Here is a 16,679-nt window from a genome sequence, read left to right as displayed (position 1 = left end):
GTAGGCGCCTGGCAAATACGGAGATGCGAATGCCGCAATGGGTGTGGGCCGCCCCACAGTCTTAGAAAGACGGGGTAGGGTGAGACGGTAATGACGACACTATTGGCAGATCCGGTCGCGCAGGTCATGGCCACGGCAGAAGAGTTGCTCACCAGGCGGGCGGGGGCGACGGTCACACTGGCCGAACCCGAGGATCTCGGTGGCAGCGGGCCCGCGATCGTGCTCCGGGTCCGCGCGGTGCAGAACCCGTTCGCGTTGCCGAAGTCCATGGTGATCAAGCAGGTCCCCGAGGGTGGATCGGATGCCTCGGTGCTTCGCGAGGTCGTCTCGTATCAGTTCGCAAACTCCCTGACGGCCAAGCATCGACCGGGGCCGGAGCTGGTTGCCTATGACATCGCCGAGCGGCTCATCGTGCTCACTGATCTGGGCTCGGCGCCGACCATGTCCGAACTGCTCGCCGAGCGCAATCGTGCTGCGACAAATCATGCATTGATGGCGTGGGCGCAGGCTCTGGGGCGGATGCACGTTGCCACGGTGGGCAGGGAAGTCGACTTTGCTGCGCTGTTGCGGCGCATCGGCGTTAAGAAGACCGACGTGGATTCGTCACAGCAGCGCCTTGGCGGGGCGGAGGCCATCGCTCCGTTGCGGCAGATCCTGAGAACCGAGTACTCGCTGGACGTGTCGGAGGCATTGGTTTCACGCATTCAGCAAACAGCCGAGCTTTTCGGGAAGGGCGGCGTTCGGGCCTTCAGTCCCTCAGAGGTGGCCCCAGACAACATCCTCGTCACCGAGCATGGCGTCCGAATCCTGGACTACGAATGGGGTGGCTTCCGGGACATCGTGCTGGATATCGCCCACGCACTCACCGTCTACCCGGAATTCTTGAGTGCCGCCGAACGTGACGCAGTCGCAGAGCTCGACGATGCGATGACCGAAGCGTGGCGCTCCGACGTGGTGTCGATCGCTCCGGCATTGGCCGACGACGAGTCGCTGGCGCGCCGCATCCTGGATGCGCGATTGATGTGGGTGTGGCTCGCCACGCACGAGTACTTGACCATCGATGTAGACCTCGATGGCGACGCCGCGGTCTTCGGCAACCCGGCTCCGACTCACGGTGCACTGCTTGGCCGATGGATGGGATTGCGCGCGGCGGCCGAGCGGGTCGGAGACCAAGATGTGGTGGTCCACGCTGCCGAGGTCATCGCGGCGCTGCGCGGCGAAGCTGTGGCCGCAGAATAGCGACGATCCACGTCCTCGAACAAGCTGTGCGCGAGTATCTTTCAGCCGACCGCAATGGGTGATACATGCCCGGAAGTGTCGAGTATCACATTCGTAAGTCATTCAACCTGACATACACGAGTGGTCCTGCCACTGACTTGACACATCAGCGCACGCGGGGTTTCTAGCCCTCCGTCTGCCTCCATAACCTCGACGCTGTTCGCCATGACAGCGTTGTCAACCGCTGCGAAACATCGTCCGCGCGTAGATATTTGAGGTGACTGGTGACATCGCACAATTCCGTGTACGCCGAGGAGCTCGACCTCGTCTTCGAGGCAGTTGAGTCGGTGGCCACCGAGGCACTTCCGGAGCTCACGCCAGAGTCGGAGATCGCGGATCTGGGCTACAGCTCCGTGCAGACTCTCGAATTCTTGACCCATATTGAAGAGGCCACCGGAGTCCGGCTGCCGCCGCGCGAGCTAGTTCGGGTCAGAACGATCGCCGATTTGGCCCTCGTCGTCCGCGAGCACCTCACTGCCGAGCTCGCGGGCTGATGGACACGCCCCGCGGGAATGGTCCAGCGGAGCGGCTGGCCATCGTTGGGATGGCGTGCCAGGTGCCTGGGGCCGGGGACGTCCGGTCCTTCTGGCAGATGCTGCTTCGCGGCGGTACCGCCACCGGACGGATACCGCGGGAGCGCTGGGAGCATGCCCCGTTCTTTGATCCGGACGGGAAGCGGCCGAACACCACGTACACCGACGTGATGGCGGCGGTCAGCGATATCGACAGGTTCGATCCGCTCAGCTTTGGGATATCGCCGCGGCAGGCCGAGGTCATGGATCCACAGCACCGCATCTTGTTGACGGCTACGCGAGAGGCGTTGGAGGACGCGGGCTTTGATCAGCAGAGCTTCGCGGGGCGCAGTGTCGGCGTGTACGTCGGCATCTCGACGTCCGACTTCCGTGAGTTGGTGGTGAGCGCACCATTGCGCGGTGTTCAGCTGGGCGCGGGTGAATTCGGTGATCCCAGCGGTAGTGCCATCGACTCTCGGGCGCTGACGGCGGATGTGCCGGTGGTGCGGCCGTTCACTATGCCGGGCTCGCTGCTCAACATGTCGGCCGCGATGATCAGCAGGGCCTTCAATCTGCGCGGCCCATCGATGGCCGTCGATGCCGCCTGCGCGTCATCGCTTGTGGCACTGAACAATGCCGTGCTGGCCTTGCGGTCGCGGCAGTGCGAGGTGGCGATCGTCGCCGGGGTGCACCTAAACCTGGTGCCTGACTCGCTGGTGATGTTCTCGAAGATCGGTGCCGTGTCGAAGTCCGGCGTATGCGCACCTTTTGATGCTGCGGCGGACGGTTTCGTACTGGGGGAGGGGGCCGGCGTCATCGTGCTGACCCGCGAGGACACCCTGCCCGCGCGCGGCGAGGTACATGCCTGGTTGCGTGGCATTGGATGTAACAACGACGGTGCCGGCGCGGGCCCCATGGAACCGCAGGCCGCCGGGCAACGAGCCGCCATTGAATTCGCCCTCGCGGACGCGGGCTTGGATCCCGGACGGGTCGACTACGTCGAGGCACACGGCACCGCCACCCAGGTGGGCGATGCGGTGGAGGTCGAGTCGTTGAGTTCGTCTCTGCCGCACCGGGGGGATGTTCCGCGATACCTGGGCAGTGCGAAAGCCAATGTGGGTCACGCGATGTCCGCGGCCGGACTGATCGGACTGATCAAGACCGCGTTGGTGTTGCGCACCGGCATCGTGCCGCCGCAGCCCAACTTTCGTGAGAAGCGCGATGCCCTGAGCCTGGATGAACGCGGTTGGCGCATATCCGAATCCGTGACATCGCTGCCCGAGGTGCAGTCGCGCCCGCACGTGGCCGGTGTCAGCGCCTTCGGATTCGGCGGTACCAATGTGCACGTGCTTCTCGAGGCGCGAGAACCGAATCACCCCCGGCAGGAGGGCTCGTCACGCGACTCGTGGCTGATACCGATTCGCGGTGAGAGCCCGCGGGATATCGAGGTGCGCTGCCAATATCTTCTCGACGATATCGATGCCACACCGGACTTGGATCTCGGGCAGGTGGCCCAGACGCTCACCCGCCGGGAGGACCGCGGCGTCGAGCTGTCGATCGTTACCGGGTCAATTCTGGAACTACATGAGCATCTGCGGGCGGCGCTCATCGTGCTCCGGGCCGGTGGCGAAATCCCCACGCGGATAGGCGATGACATCTGGTATCGGGCAGCCAAGCAGGCGGCCGAGGTCCCGCGGATCTGCTTTCTGTTCGCCGGACAGGGTGCACAGAAGGTCAACGAGCTCGCCGCGCTGAAGGACTCGGTGCCGGAGGTGAACGCGACCGTCGAGCGTCTGGCCGCCGCCGCGGCCAGTCCTGGGCTGCTGGAGGTGATGTACCCCTACGCGCACACCCCAGAAGCGGAGAAGGCGCTCGCCAACACCGATCGCTGCCAGCCCGCACTGCTGATCACCCAGCTGGCCGTCGCTCAACACCTCGCCCGAGCCGGAATCACCCCCGACGTGGTACTTGGGCATAGCGTCGGCGAGTTCGCGGCGGCCGCTACCGCCGGAGTTCTCTCCGATGAGGAGGCGGTGCATTTTGCGGCTCGGCGGGGGGAAGCAATACGTGACGCCGACATTCCACGAGGAGGAATGATCGCCTGCCGCAGTGACGAATTAGCAGTGCGGTCATTGGTCCAGGGCGTCCCCTCGGTGTGGATCGCCAACCGCAACGCCGCCGATCAGACGGTCCTCGCGGGTACCTCCGATGGATTGGCAGCCGCCGCGGTGCTGCTCGATAACGCCGATATTCCGCACAAGGTGCTTCACGTCTCGCACGCTTTCCACAGCCCGCTACTGCGACCGGCAAACGATGAAATCGTTAGGCGAGTAGATGGATTGCCGCTGCAGGACCCCACTGTCAGCTTCATATCCTGCATCTCGGCTTCAAGATGTGTCGATGCCGAGGAGATTCGTGGGCACTGGCGTGAACACGCGCTGGCGCCCGTCCGCTTCACCGAAGCCCTCACCGGCCTCGGTGATGCGGATACCGTATTCATCCAGATCGGTTCCGGGCGTGCACTGTTGAATCTTGCGCGCTCGGCAGGCGCGGCGGCCGAACGACTGGTGGCTGTGGACAGCGTTGAGCACACGCGCCTCCTCAATCGTGTACGCGCCCAACTGCGCTCACTCGGCGTCCCCGTCGTCCTGGACCGCCCGTCCCATCACCAGGGCGCGTTGCTCACCAGCCGGCCGGTGCCCGCGAAGTCGCTGTGGCCGGTGAAGAAGCGTGGCGAAAGACGAGTTGCCAAGGCCAGCCCGCAGGCCGTCGCTCGGCCGACGACAATCCAGCCCACGCCCACCGGTAAGGAAACTCCACTCGTGCAGGACATCATTTCGCTATGGCGTGAGCAGACCGCGCTACTCACCACCGTTCTCGGCAACCAATCAGTCGAATTGCCGCCGATTGTGCGTACCCCACCAGCAGTACCCGCCGCTTCCACTCCCATACCGACAGCCGAACTGCGGAAGCCGACACTTCGAAACGGCCATGCGCTCAAGGAGATCGCCCGCATCGGCTCGTACGACGCGACGGCGCTTCAGCCCGGACAAGTACTTGTCGGGGATCTGGGCTTCGATTCGCTGATGCTCACCGAGTTGTTCAAGAACCTGCAGAAGGAGAATACCGATCTGACGCTGCAGGATTTCGCCGCCAGAGAGCTCACGGTGGGACACGTCGTGGCACTGGTGAGCGGGGAAGCCGTGAGCGCGGACGAGGAAGCGGTTCCCGCAGTGCAGGTCGCCCGTGAGCGCACCATCATTGACTTCCCGGAGTGGCAGGCGCTGGATCAACGTCTCAAAGAATTTGACAGCGAGGGCTCGCAGAACCCGTATTTCACGGTGCACCAACAGGTCGTCAACGACACCACGCGCGTCGGCGACCGGGTACTGATCAACTTCTCCAGCTATAACTACCTCGGACTGTCAGGGGACGAGCGGGTGACTGCCCGTGCTCAGGAGGCGTTAGGTCGTTACGGGACTTCGGTTTCGGCGAGTCGACTGCTATCGGGAGAAAAGCCCGTGCATCGAGAGCTGGAGGCGGCCATCGGGCGGCTGCTGAAAGTTGACGACGTGCTCACCCTCGTTGGTGGCCACTCCACCAACGTCACGATCATCGGGCACATTCTTGGTGAGCCGGACATCGTGCTGCACGACGCGCTGGCACACGACAGCATCATGCAGGGCTGCCGGCTATCCGGTGCGACACGTCGCCCGTTCAAGCACAACGACGCGGCCCATCTCGATGAGTTGCTTACGAACGTTCGCGACCGGTACCGCCGCGCCTTGGTGGTGATCGAGGGCGCCTACAGCATGGACGGCGACATCGCCGATCTCCCGGCCTTCATCGAGGTGGCCAAACGGCACGACGCGCTGCTCATGGTTGATGAGGCGCATTCCATCGGCGTGCTCGGTGCAGGCGGCGGCGGCATCGGGGAGTACTTCGAGGTGGACCGCTCCCAGGTCGACATCTGGATGGGCACGCTGTCGAAATCGTTGTCGAGCTGCGGAGGCTACCTTGGTGGTTCGCGCGAGCTGATTCAGTACCTGCGGTACAGCCTGCCCGGGTTCATCTACAGCTGCGGGCTGCCGCCGGCCTCGGCCGGAGCCTCGCTGGCCTCGATCGAGATTCTGGAGGCGGAGCCGGAACGCATTGCGACACTTCATGCCAACGCCGACTACATGCGCGCCGCCTTCGCAGGGGCCGGGCTCTCGTTCGGCGACAGCAACGGAACACCGATCATCCCGTTCGTGGTGGGAGACTCGCGCAGGTCGCTGGTGCTGGCCGCTCAGCTGCGCGAAGCGGGCATCAACGTCGACCCGATTCTGTATCCCGCGGTGCCCAATGATCAGACCCGGCTGCGTTTCTTCGTCACGGCCAGCCACAGCTTCGAGCAGATCGACTACACCGTGAAAACCCTTGCCAACTTGTTCGAACCTGCGGCGCAGAAACTGAACGGAGCATGACGATGTTCGATATCGACAACCCGCGATCGCTGGTTACGGCCTTGCAGGCCAACGCCGCATCGACCACGCGCGGACTGACATTCGTCGGCGACGACCGCAGCGAGGTGCTGGTGCCCTTCGCCGAGATGCTGGGCGATGTCGCCCGCGGTGCCGGCGCATTGGCCGCGCACGGCGTCGAGCCGGGCGACCGGGTGGCGCTGGTGGTGCCGGACATCCGCGAGTTCGTCACCGGATTTCTGGCGACCGTGTGGCTCGGAGCGATACCTGTGCCGCTGTACCCGCCGACGAGCCTGGGCAAGCAGGACGCTTACCTTGATTTCCTCGAATCGGTGTTGTCTTCCAGTGGCTCTCGCGGACTGATCGTGCCGCAGTGGGTCGATGAGGTGCTGAGCTTGTCCGCCAAATTCGGCGAGCAGGTAGCGGCCGTCGTGTACACCGAGACGATCACGACCGGTGGTGACTACATCGACGCCGCGCCGCGCACCGCCGACCAGACGACCTTCCTGCAGTTCACCAGCGGCAGCACCGGGAAGCCGAAGGCCGTTCAGGTGACCGACGCGTCGCTGTGGGCCAATGCGCATTCATTTCTGTCCAACCTGCGTTGCCTTGAGGCGCAGAAGTACCCCACCGAACGGCTGGTGAGCTGGCTGCCGCTCTACCACGACATGGGCCTCATCGGACACTTCCTGAGCGTGGTGCTGTTCGGGCTCCAGGCCACCTATTTGCCGACGTTCGCCTTCCTGCGGGACCCGGGCATCTGGCTCGACGCGGTGTCCCGCCATCGCGGAACCGTCTCATTCGCACCGAATTTCGCGTTCGCGCTGACCGTCAAGAAGGCCGTGGTGCCCGAGACCGGCTGGAACTTCTCCGGTATGCGAGTTTTCGGTTGCGGAGCCGAACCGATCAACGCCGATGTGCTGGATGCCTTCATTGAGGCGTACGGGCCGCACGGGCTCAAGGAGGAGGCGGTGATGCCCGCCTACGGGATGGCAGAGGCCACCCTCGCGATCACCTTCGACAGTTTCGGCAGCCGGTTCCAGCGCCTGGCGATTTCCGGTGCGGCGTATAGGAATGAGGGTCTTGTGTTGCCGGCTGCCGTGGGTGATGACGTCCTCACCTTCGTGAGCTGCGGGGCGGTTCTCGATGATCGTCATGGCGTGCGGATTGTCGACGACGCCGGACACGAGCTGGGTGCAGGGCGCGTCGGCGATGTCCAGTTTCACGGACCGTCCGTCGCCGCAGGGTATTTCGAGAACGACGAGGCCACCCAAAACGCCTTTGGCGCCGACGGATGGCTGCGCACGGGGGACCGCGGCTTCATCGTGGATGGAAACCTCTACGTCACCGGACGCAAGAAGGACATCCTCGTCGTCAACGGCCGTAACTATGACCCACAGCAGGTCGAATGGGCGGTGGAGGAAGTGCCCGGTATCCGCAAGGGCAATGTGGTGGCCTTCTCCGTGCCTGGTGACATCACCGAGCAGGTGGTGATCGCCGCCGAACGATCCGGCAGCAACGAGGAGAGCGACGCGACCGCGCAGATCACGAAGATCAGGCGTTCGGTGTCCGACCGCACCCGTCTGGCATTGGCCGATGTCGTGCTGCTGCAACCCGGTCAGCTGCCCAAGACCTCGTCGGGGAAGGTGCAGCGGTCCCGCACCCGCGACCTGTACGTGCAGGGGGTGCTCGCCGATTCGGTGGTGGCGACCCGCACCCACGCGCACGCGGTCACGGTCTAGACACGGGGGCGCGTCGTAGCCGGACACGGCGCCGACGCCTTCCTAGGATCGCCGGGTGGCTGATCGTTATGGCATCGATGTGCTGTCCAACAACCCGCACTCTTCGCGGCGTCCTCAATCGACCGAGGTCGCGGCGATCAAGGGCCTGGTTGTTGAGGACGCGCAGACGGGGTTCGTGGGCGCCGTCGTGCGCATCGAGTACGGGCGGATGGACCTGGAGGACCGACACGGTCGCGTGCGCGGATTCCCGGTGGGCCCCGGATATCTCATCGATGGCAAGCCGGTGATCCTGAAGGAACCCTTGCGGCACACACCCACCAAGGCGACCAAGAGCGCCTCCGGATCGGTTGCGGTACAAGGACTCAAGGCGCGCACCGCGTTGCCTAGCCGAATCTATGTGGAGGGCCGCCACGACGCCGAGCTCGTCGAGCAGGTGTGGGGTCACGACCTGCGCGTCGAAGGTGTTGTCGTCGAATACCTGGGCGGGGTGGACGACCTTGCCGCCATCGTGAAGGAATTTCAGCCCGGCCCGGGCCGGCGACTCGGCGTGCTGGTCGATCACCTGGTGAAGGGTTCGAAGGAGTCGCGCATCGCCGACACGGTGCAGAAGGGTCCGTACGGTGCGCACACCCTGGTGGTGGGGCACCCATTCGTCGACATCTGGCAGGCGGTCAAACCCGAGCGGATCGGCCTACACGCCTGGCCCACCGTGCCCCGGGATATCGAATGGAAGCACGGCATCTGCCAGGCGCTCGGCTGGCCGCACGGCAGCCAGACCGAGATCGCCGAGGCCTGGCGCCGTATTCGGGGCAAGGTGCGCACCTGGACCGATCTGGAACCGGCCCTCATCGGCCGGGTCGAGGAACTCATCGACTTTGTGACGCAGCCGGCAACCTGATCTCGTCGGCACTTCGTGGTATGCCTGAGGCGTGTCAGACAGCCTGTTCGACGTACCCGGGGAAGCCTCGGCGCCCGCTTCGAGCGTCGCGCCGAACGCACCCTTGGCTGTCCGGATGCGCCCCGCCACCCTCGATGAGGTCGTTGGGCAGGGGCATCTACTCAAACCCGGATCGCCGCTGCGTCGTCTGGTCGATGGCTCCGGTGCCGCCTCGGTCATTCTGTACGGGCCGCCCGGCACCGGGAAAACGACGCTCGCTTCACTGATTTCGGGCGCCACCGGACGCAGGTTCGAGGCGCTGTCCGCGCTGTCGGCCGGCGTGAAAGAGGTGCGTGCCGTCATCGACACCGCGCGGCGCGCCGCGGTGCACGGCCAGCAGACGGTGCTGTTCATCGACGAGGTGCACCGGTTCTCCAAGACTCAGCAGGACGCGCTGCTCGCGGCCGTCGAGAATCGGGTGGTACTGCTGGTGGCCGCCACCACCGAGAATCCTTCGTTTTCCGTGGTGGCCCCACTGCTCTCACGCTCGCTGATCCTGCAGTTGCAGCCCTTGGGCGAGAACGATGTTCGCGAGGTGCTGTCCCGTGCGATCGCCGATGAGCGCGGGCTCGCCGGTGCCGTGCCCGTGGACCCCGAGGCGCTCGGCCTGCTGGTCCAGCTTGCCGCCGGGGACGCGCGCCGGGCGTTGACCGCCCTGGAGGTGGCCGCCGAAACAGCTGGAGGGGCGGGCTCCGTCGTGTCGGTCGAGGTCGTCGAGCAGTCGGTGGATCGCGCCGCAGTGCGCTATGACCGCGACGGCGACCAGCACTACGACGTGGTGAGCGCGTTCATCAAATCGATCCGCGGCTCCGACGTGGACGCCGCCCTGCACTACCTGGCGCGCATGCTCATCGCGGGGGAGGACCCGCGCTTCATCGCCCGGCGACTGGTGATCCTGGCCAGCGAGGACGTCGGGATGGCAGACCCCACCGCGCTCCCGCTGGCGGTGGCCGCCGCACAGACTGTGCAGCTGATCGGGATGCCGGAGGCGCAGCTGACCCTGACTCATGCCACCGTTCACCTCGCGACGGCCCCTAAGTCGGGAGCGATACCCGCCGCGCTGGGGGCCGCGATGGGCGACATCCGCGCCGGGAAGGCCGGGTTGGTACCGCCGCATCTGCGCGACGGCCACTACAGCGGGGCCGCGAAACTTGGCAACGCCGTCGGCTACGTCTACCCGCATAACGACCGCGACGGTGTGGTGGCCCAGCAGTATCCGCCCGATGAGTTGGTGGGCGCGGACTACTACCAGCCCACCGACCACGGCAACGAGCGTGACATCGGAGCGCGGTTGGAAAAACTGCGCGCCATCATTCGGCGTGGGCTCAAGCGGTGACCCGGATTCTCGGCATACTGGAAGGCATGGCGTCACGTATGCGTTCGATCGCCGGTGGACTGCTTGCCGCGGTGGCCCTGGTGGCCGCACCCGCGCTGGCGTGGGCGGATCCCGAGCCGGAGCCAGGACCCGAGCCGGTCTTCGACGATCCCGGACCGCCCCCTCCGCCCATCGATCCGTGGGCAGAGCAGTATGGACGCGATGTCGGCGCGGGAGCCGCGGGCAATGCCGCCGAGGCGGGCGCCGGGATCCTGCTGAGCCCGTTCTTGGGCCCCTTCACCGGGTTCGCGACCGCGCCCATTGGCGGTGCCATCGACAGCTCGATCCGCGACGCGCCGACCGGCCCCTAGCTCGGCGGCAGGTTCAACAGCTTCGGCATATCGAAGAGCACTTCCACGGGCTCGAAGAAGGCCCCGCGCATCTGGTCCCAGCGTTTCCCCGGGCACCACTCGTCCGCGTCCTTGGTGGTTGTTTCAGCCTCGGTGACGATGATTCGGATCATGCCCGCGTCGACGCAGCCGTGAGATTGCCGATCTTTCATTCGCGCCGCGGACTGGAGTAGCTCGGCCCACACGTGGTCGGGCAGAGGCTTCTCATCACGTGCGATCTCTGAACCGTCGTTCGATACGACGATGGCCGCCCTGTGTCGTTGCGCCTTGATGACGTAGGTCCGGTACATGGGCTCAGGGACATAGCCATCGGAAAACTTCATCGTGATGACGGTTCGATCCAGATCGGGCGGGGCTTGCGAACAACCTGCCGTCACGAGCAGCGTCACGATTGCTGCCATCGCGGTCTGGGCCCGTCGGTACATGACGAAAGTCTATTTAGGGTTAGCTCGTGGCACTGTGACGGAGCAGATACTCGATGCCGGCGTCGCCTGACCTTGGCGTATGCCGGTGGTAGGCGGCCACCCCGGTAGGGTGGTCCGGTCAGATTCGGCGAGCAACCACGCAAGGACGAAATGCAGACACACGAGATCCGGAAGCGATTCCTGGACCACTTCGTGAAGGCGGGTCACACCGAGGTGCCGAGCGCCTCGGTGATCCTCGACGACCCCAACTTGCTCTTCGTCAACGCCGGCATGGTCCAGTTCGTCCCGTTCTTCTTGGGCCAGCGGACGCCGCCATACAACACGGCCACCAGCGTCCAGAAATGCATCCGCACGCCGGACATCGACGAGGTGGGCATCACCACCCGGCACAACACCTTCTTCCAAATGGCCGGGAACTTCTCCTTCGGCGACTACTTCAAGCGCGAGGCGATCCGACTCGCTTGGACGCTGCTGACCAACCCGGTGTCCGAGGGCGGATACGGCTTCGACCCGGAAAAACTTTGGGCCACGGTCTATCTCGATGACGACGAGGCCATCGCGCTCTGGCAAGAAGAGGCAGGGCTGCCGCTGGATCGGATCCAGCGCCGCGGCATGGCCGACAACTACTGGTCCATGGGCATCCCTGGACCCTGCGGGCCGTGCTCGGAGATCTACTACGACCGCGGCCCCGGATATGGCATCGAGGGTGGCCCGGAGGCCAACGAGGACCGCTACATCGAGATCTGGAATCTCGTGTTCATGCAGAACGAGCGGGGCGAAGGCACCTCGAAGGAAGACTTCGAGATCCTGGGTCCGCTGCCGCGTAAGAACATCGACACCGGCATGGGTGTCGAGCGCATCGCGTGCCTGCTGCAGGACGTCGACAACGTCTACGAAACCGATCTGGTGCGTCCGGTCATCGAGTGTGTCGCGGCGGTCGCCCCGCGCGGCTACGGCCAGGGCAGTCACGAGGACGATGTGCGCTACCGGGTCATCGCCGACCACAGCCGCACCGCCGCGATCATCATCGGCGACGGGGTCAGCCCCGGCAACGATGGCCGCGGATACGTGCTGCGTCGCTTGCTGCGCCGAATCGTGCGCTCCACCAAGCTTCTTGGTGTCGAGCAGCCCATGATGGGCGAAATCATGGTGGTTGTTCGTGACGCCATGGGTCCGTCGTACCCGGAACTGGTCACCGATTTCGAAAGGATCAGCCGCATCGCGGTGGCCGAAGAGGTCGCGTTCAACCGCACCCTGGTCTCCGGTTCGAAGCTCTTCGAAGATGCCGCCGAGAAGACGAAAATGGCTGGAAAAGACAGCCTTTCGGGTGTTGATGCCTTTGCCTTGCACGACACCTACGGCTTCCCGATTGAGCTCACCCTCGAAATGGCCGCCGAGGCGGGGCTTTCGGTGGACGAGAACGGCTTCCGGGATCTGATGAACGAGCAGCGGCAGCGGGCCAAGGCCGACGCCGCCGCCCGCAAGCACGCCCACGCCGACCTGTCGGTGTACCGCGAGCTCGTCGACGCCGGACCCACCGAGTTCACCGGTTTCGACGAAATGGATTCCCAAGCAACCATTTTGGGCATCTTCGTGGACGGGGCACGGGTTCCGGTCGCCGCGGCGGGTGTCGAGGCCGAGATCGTACTGGACCGCACCCCGCTCTACGCGGAATCGGGCGGCCAGATCGCAGACATTGGATCCATTCGCGGTGACGGGGCCAATGCGACATCGCAGGCCAAGGTTGCCGATGTCCAGAAGATCGCCAAAACCCTTTTCGTGCACAAGGTCACGGTGGAATCGGGCGAGTTCGTCGAGGGCGACCAGGTGGTGGCCTCGGTGGATCCGCGCTGGCGTCACGGCGCCACCCAAGGACATTCGGGTACGCACCTGGTGCACGCGGCGCTGCGACAGGTGCTGGGGCCCAACGCTGTTCAGGCCGGATCGCTGAACCGTCCCGGATACCTGCGTTTTGACTTCAGCTGGCAGGGTGCGCTGTCGGACCAGCAGCGCCAGGAGGTCGAGGACGTCGCCAACAAGGCGGTCGAGGCCAACTACACCGTCAATACCTCGGTCACCGATCTGGACAAGGCCAAGTCCATGGGTGCGATGGCGCTGTTCGGCGAGAACTATGGCGATCGGGTACGCGTCGTCGAGATCGGCGGACCGTTCTCCTTGGAACTATGCGGCGGCACCCATGTGGCGCACTCCTCGCAGATCGGTCCCGTGACGCTGTTGGGTGAGTCTTCGGTGGGCTCCGGGGTTCGCCGTGTCGAGGCCTACGTTGGGCTGGACGCGTTCCGCTACCTGTCCAAGGAACGCGCGCTGATGGCGGCGCTCTCGTCAAACCTGAAGGTGCCCTCCGAGGAGGTTCCCGGCCGGGTCGCCAACATCGTTGAGCGCCTCAAGGCGGCCGAAAAGGAGTTGGAACAAACGCGTTTGGCCTCGGTGAAGGCATCCATCGCCACCCTGGTCGACAACGCCGAGCGGATCGGCGCCGCGACGGTTGTTGCGCACCGGCTGCCCGATGGCACCGGTGCGGGGGACCTGCGCAGCCTGATCGGAGACATCCGCGGCCGTTTGGGCAGCGATCCGGCCGTCGTCGCGTTGATTGCCGCCGGTGACGGCTCGGTGCCCTTCGTGGTGTCGGTCAACCAGGCCGCCCAGGACGCAGGACTGCGTGCCAACGACTTGGTGGGCGCGATCGGGGCAGTAGTGGACGGGCGCGGCGGTGGCAAGCCAGATATGGCGCAGGGATCGGGTAAGAATCCCGCCGGAATCGACGCGGCGCTGCAGGCGCTGCGTGAACAGATCCGCCAGGCCTGAACCGAGTGCCTGAATCCGTGGATGACCCGCTTGCGGGAAGACCGACAACCCCAGCTCCCACCCCGGATCGTCCTGGCCCCGACGACCCGGGCCGAGGCCGTCGTCTCGGCGTGGACGTAGGCACCGTCAGAATTGGAGTCGCGGCGAGTGACCCCGACGGAATTCTCGCCACCCCGGTCGAGACCGTTGCGCGGGATACCAAGGAAAACAGTGATTTTCGCCGCATCACCGAACTGGTCGACGAGCTGAGCGTGGTTGAGGTTGTGGTCGGCCTGCCGCGCAACTTGCGCGAGGGCACCGGGGCGTCGGCACGGGACGCGGCAGGGTTCGCACGCGAGCTGGCCGAACGGATTGCGCCGGTGCCGGTGCGCTTAGTAGACGAGCGTTTCACTACCACTACCGCCCAGCGCTCCCTGCGTGAGGCAGGAGTACGGTCTCGTCAGCAGCGCGGCATCATCGACCAGGCGGCGGCGGTCGCCATTCTGCAGGATTGGCTCGAGCAGCGACGCCGGTACAGCGATCGGCCAGCAGATAGCAGTGAGGGGAACGCGCGTTGAGGGACCGCGAGGACTGGGCGGACCACGACGACGACTGGGCAGACGGCCGCCGGGCCGCGCCGGTCGCGGTTGGCCCACGGCCCCAGATGACGCGGCGTGAGCGTGCCCGGCAGCGAGCCCAGGCCCGGCGCCGGCGCAACGCGGGACTTGCCGGACTGGCGCTGGTCGTCATCATCACGGTCGCAGCCGTCGTCGGCGGAGCCAAGTTGTGGGACAGCTTGTTCGGCGCGGACGCGCCCACCACGGACTACTCGGGAGCCGGGCTCAAGGACTTTGTGTTCGAGGTACACCCCGGCGACACCACCAAGGTCATCGGGCAGCGCCTGAAAGAAGAGGGTGTGGTGGCCACCCCGAGTGCGTTCACCGACGCCGCGCAGGGCAATGCGGCCATCGCCGCCATCCAGCCCGGCTTCTACAAGCTGCGCACCAAGATTCCCGGGAAGGACGCCGTCGCACGTCTGGCCGAGCAGGAGAGCCGGGTGGGTCTGTTGGTAATCCCGGAGGGACGACAGCTTGACGACGTTGCAGCGGTGGGCAATGGCGCGGTCACCGAGGGCATCTTCACCCTCATCGCGCGTGCCTCGTGTGTGGACCTCGACGGGGACAAACACTGTGTGGCTGCCTCCGATTTGCGACAGGCCGCCACCACGGCGTCGCAGTCGGAGCTGGCCGTGCCCGAGTGGGCGTCCAACGGAGTCAACGCCGTGCGGGACGATCACCGTCGTATCGAAGGACTGATCGCCGCCGGTCGCTGGGACTTCAATCCGATGGCCGAACCCGAGCAGATTCTGGCCTCGCTGATCCGCGAGAGCGACGCGCAGTACCGGCAGCTGGGGCTGTTGGACGCCGACGCGGCAGGGCTATCGCCCTACGAGGTGGTGGTGGTGGCATCACTGCTGCAGCGAGAGGCGAAGCCACGCGATTTCGCGAAGGTGGCCCGTGTGGTCTACAACCGGCTTGCGGTGCACCAAAAGTTGGAATTCGACTCCACGGTGAACTATCCGTTGGATCGTCAGGAAATTGCGACCACCGACGACGATCGCGGACGCAAGACGCTCTGGAACACCTATGTGTCGCAGGGGCTTCCGGCCACTCCGATCTGCTCGCCCAGCCCGGAGGCGCTTCGGGCGGCCGAGCATCCAGAGCCGGGGGACTGGCTGTACTTCGTCACCATCGACGCGGAGGGCACCACCTTGTTCACCGCCGACTACAACGAGCATCTGGCCAACATCGAGCTAGCCAAGAAGAACGGCATCCTGGACAGTGCGCGATGAGCCTCTTGGGCGAAGAGCGTGAACGCGGCTGACGTGCGTCGAGCCGCGGTGCTGGGATCGCCCATCGGGCATTCTCGGTCTCCCGACCTGCACCTGGCGGCCTACCGCGCGCTCGGCCTGACCGGCTGGACCTACGAGCGGATCGAATGCACCGCCGAGCAGCTGCCCGGTGTGGTCGGCGGCGCGGGACCGGACTGGGTGGGTTTCTCGGTGACCATGCCCGGAAAGTTCGCAGCCCTGGAGGTCGCGTCGAGCGCCACCGACCGGGCCCGGTCGATCGGCGCCGCCAACACGCTGGTGCGTACCGATGACGGTTGGCGCGCCGACAACACCGACGTCGACGGGGTCTCCGGGGCCCTGGGCGCCGCCGGGATCGATCCTGCGGGACAACCCGCGGTCATCGTGGGCGCCGGGGGCACCGCGCGGCCCGCGATCGTGGCACTGGCCGCCATGGGCGTGCAGTCCCTGACCGTGATCGCCCGTGATGCGGGCCGGGCGCGGGGTGCCCTTGAGCTCGCCGAGCGAGCAGGTCTGCCTGCCCAGGTAATGGGCTTCGATGATGCTCACCTGGCTGCTGTGTGTGAGGCGTCCGCAGTGTTGGTGAGCACCGTGCCCACAGAGGCGGCAACGCCCTTCGTCTCGGCCTTAGCGACAGCGCCCGCGATTCTCGATGTGATCTATCACCCCTGGCCGACGGCTCTTGCCCGCGCGGCAGCCGACCGCCGAGCCATCGTGGTCGGTGGGCTCGAGATGCTGCTGAATCAGGCATTTACGCAGGTGGAGCTGTTTACCGGTCAGCCCGCGCCGCGCGAGGCGATGGCCACCGCCCTGCACCGAGCGTGAAGCTGTTGCGGTAAATCGGGCGAAATCGCGCAATAACTTCACTCTCGGCGATTCCATCTCACCTGCAGCGATGAAATTTCTGGGACATTCGGTCCCA

The 16,679-nt window shown here is 65.5% G+C and carries 12 protein-coding genes; 11 read left to right on the top strand and 1 reads right to left on the bottom strand.

Going from position 1 to position 16,679, the window contains the following annotated elements:
* Window positions 1-90: 90 nt before the first annotated feature.
* The 7 genes from FZI91_RS18655 (at window position 91) to FZI91_RS18625 (ending at window position 10,618) form a co-directional block, all read left to right on the top strand.
* A complete protein-coding gene (locus tag FZI91_RS18655) occupies window positions 91-1,239 on the top strand; it encodes a kinase (RefSeq protein WP_155940585.1) in 1,149 nt (382 codons plus the stop codon).
* Window positions 1,240-1,502: 263 nt separating this feature from the next.
* Window positions 1,503-1,772 carry an acyl carrier protein gene (locus tag FZI91_RS18650; protein ID WP_162526305.1) on the top strand — a complete coding sequence of 90 codons (270 nt, stop codon included), beginning with the start codon at window positions 1,503-1,505 and terminating at the stop codon, window positions 1,770-1,772.
* Window positions 1,772-6,256 carry a type I polyketide synthase gene (locus tag FZI91_RS18645; RefSeq protein ID WP_155940583.1) on the top strand — a complete coding sequence of 1,495 codons (4,485 nt, stop codon included), beginning with the start codon at window positions 1,772-1,774 and terminating at the stop codon, window positions 6,254-6,256. The genes FZI91_RS18650 and FZI91_RS18645 overlap by 1 nt, the downstream gene beginning before the upstream one ends.
* Window positions 6,253-7,995, top strand: coding sequence for a fatty acyl-AMP ligase (locus FZI91_RS18640; RefSeq protein ID WP_239001818.1), 1,743 nt, complete (start codon window positions 6,253-6,255; stop codon window positions 7,993-7,995). Before FZI91_RS18645 ends, FZI91_RS18640 begins: the two co-directional genes overlap by 4 nt.
* Window positions 7,996-8,050: 55 nt before the next feature.
* A complete protein-coding gene (locus tag FZI91_RS18635; RefSeq protein WP_162526304.1) occupies window positions 8,051-8,893 on the top strand; it encodes a DUF3097 domain-containing protein in 843 nt (280 codons plus the stop codon).
* Window positions 8,894-8,924: 31 nt separating this feature from the next.
* Complete coding sequence (locus FZI91_RS18630; RefSeq protein WP_162526303.1) at window positions 8,925-10,268, top strand: replication-associated recombination protein A; 1,344 nt, start codon at window positions 8,925-8,927, stop codon at window positions 10,266-10,268.
* Window positions 10,269-10,294: 26 nt separating this feature from the next.
* Window positions 10,295-10,618: a hypothetical protein gene (locus tag FZI91_RS18625; protein WP_155940582.1), complete on the top strand. Its 324-nt coding sequence runs from the start codon at window positions 10,295-10,297 to the stop codon at window positions 10,616-10,618.
* Here FZI91_RS18625 and FZI91_RS18620 read toward each other — a convergent pair.
* Window positions 10,615-11,082 (bottom strand): hypothetical protein, encoded by a 468-nt coding sequence (locus tag FZI91_RS18620; protein ID WP_155940581.1) that lies wholly within the window; start codon window positions 11,080-11,082, stop codon window positions 10,615-10,617. The genes FZI91_RS18625 and FZI91_RS18620 overlap by 4 nt on opposite strands.
* Before the next feature lie 150 nt (window positions 11,083-11,232).
* Here FZI91_RS18620 and alaS point away from each other — a divergent pair, with 150 nt between their 5' ends.
* Genes alaS through FZI91_RS18600 form a run of 4 tightly spaced genes read left to right on the top strand, consistent with a single transcriptional unit; the run spans window position 11,233 to window position 16,582 of the window.
* Window positions 11,233-13,908 carry an alanine--tRNA ligase gene (alaS, locus tag FZI91_RS18615; protein WP_155940580.1) on the top strand — a complete coding sequence of 892 codons (2,676 nt, stop codon included), beginning with the start codon at window positions 11,233-11,235 and terminating at the stop codon, window positions 13,906-13,908.
* Between the two features lie 17 nt (window positions 13,909-13,925).
* Complete coding sequence (gene ruvX, locus FZI91_RS18610; protein WP_162526302.1) at window positions 13,926-14,465, top strand: Holliday junction resolvase RuvX; 540 nt, start codon at window positions 13,926-13,928, stop codon at window positions 14,463-14,465.
* Entirely contained in the window at window positions 14,462-15,739 is a 1,278-nt protein-coding gene (gene mltG, locus FZI91_RS18605) for an endolytic transglycosylase MltG (protein ID WP_155940578.1), read from the top strand. The genes ruvX and mltG overlap by 4 nt, the downstream gene beginning before the upstream one ends.
* 18 nt (window positions 15,740-15,757) lie before the next feature.
* On the top strand, window positions 15,758-16,582 hold the full coding sequence (locus FZI91_RS18600) for a shikimate dehydrogenase (RefSeq protein ID WP_162526301.1): 825 nt from the start codon (window positions 15,758-15,760) through the stop codon (window positions 16,580-16,582).
* Window positions 16,583-16,679: the final 97 nt, after the last annotated feature.

The organism is Mycobacteroides sp. CBMA 271 (assembly GCF_009729205.1).
Lineage (GTDB): Bacteria > Actinomycetota > Actinomycetes > Mycobacteriales > Mycobacteriaceae > Mycobacterium.
This window is presented reverse-complemented; position numbering and strand designations above follow the sequence as displayed.

Excerpts from the sequence above, each read along its gene's own strand:
- FZI91_RS18655 (WP_155940585.1), top strand. The coding sequence starts at position 91 with ATGACGACACTATTGGCAGATCCGGTCGCGCAGGTCATGGCCACGGCA.
- FZI91_RS18645 (WP_155940583.1), top strand. The coding sequence starts at position 1,772 with ATGGACACGCCCCGCGGGAATGGTCCAGCGGAGCGGCTGGCCATCGTT.
- FZI91_RS18640 (WP_239001818.1), top strand. The coding sequence starts at position 6,253 with ATGACGATGTTCGATATCGACAACCCGCGATCGCTGGTTACGGCCTTG.
- FZI91_RS18625 (WP_155940582.1), top strand. The coding sequence starts at position 10,295 with ATGGCGTCACGTATGCGTTCGATCGCCGGTGGACTGCTTGCCGCGGTG.
- FZI91_RS18620 (WP_155940581.1), bottom strand. The coding sequence starts at position 11,082 with ATGTACCGACGGGCCCAGACCGCGATGGCAGCAATCGTGACGCTGCTC.
- alaS (WP_155940580.1), top strand. The coding sequence starts at position 11,233 with ATGCAGACACACGAGATCCGGAAGCGATTCCTGGACCACTTCGTGAAG.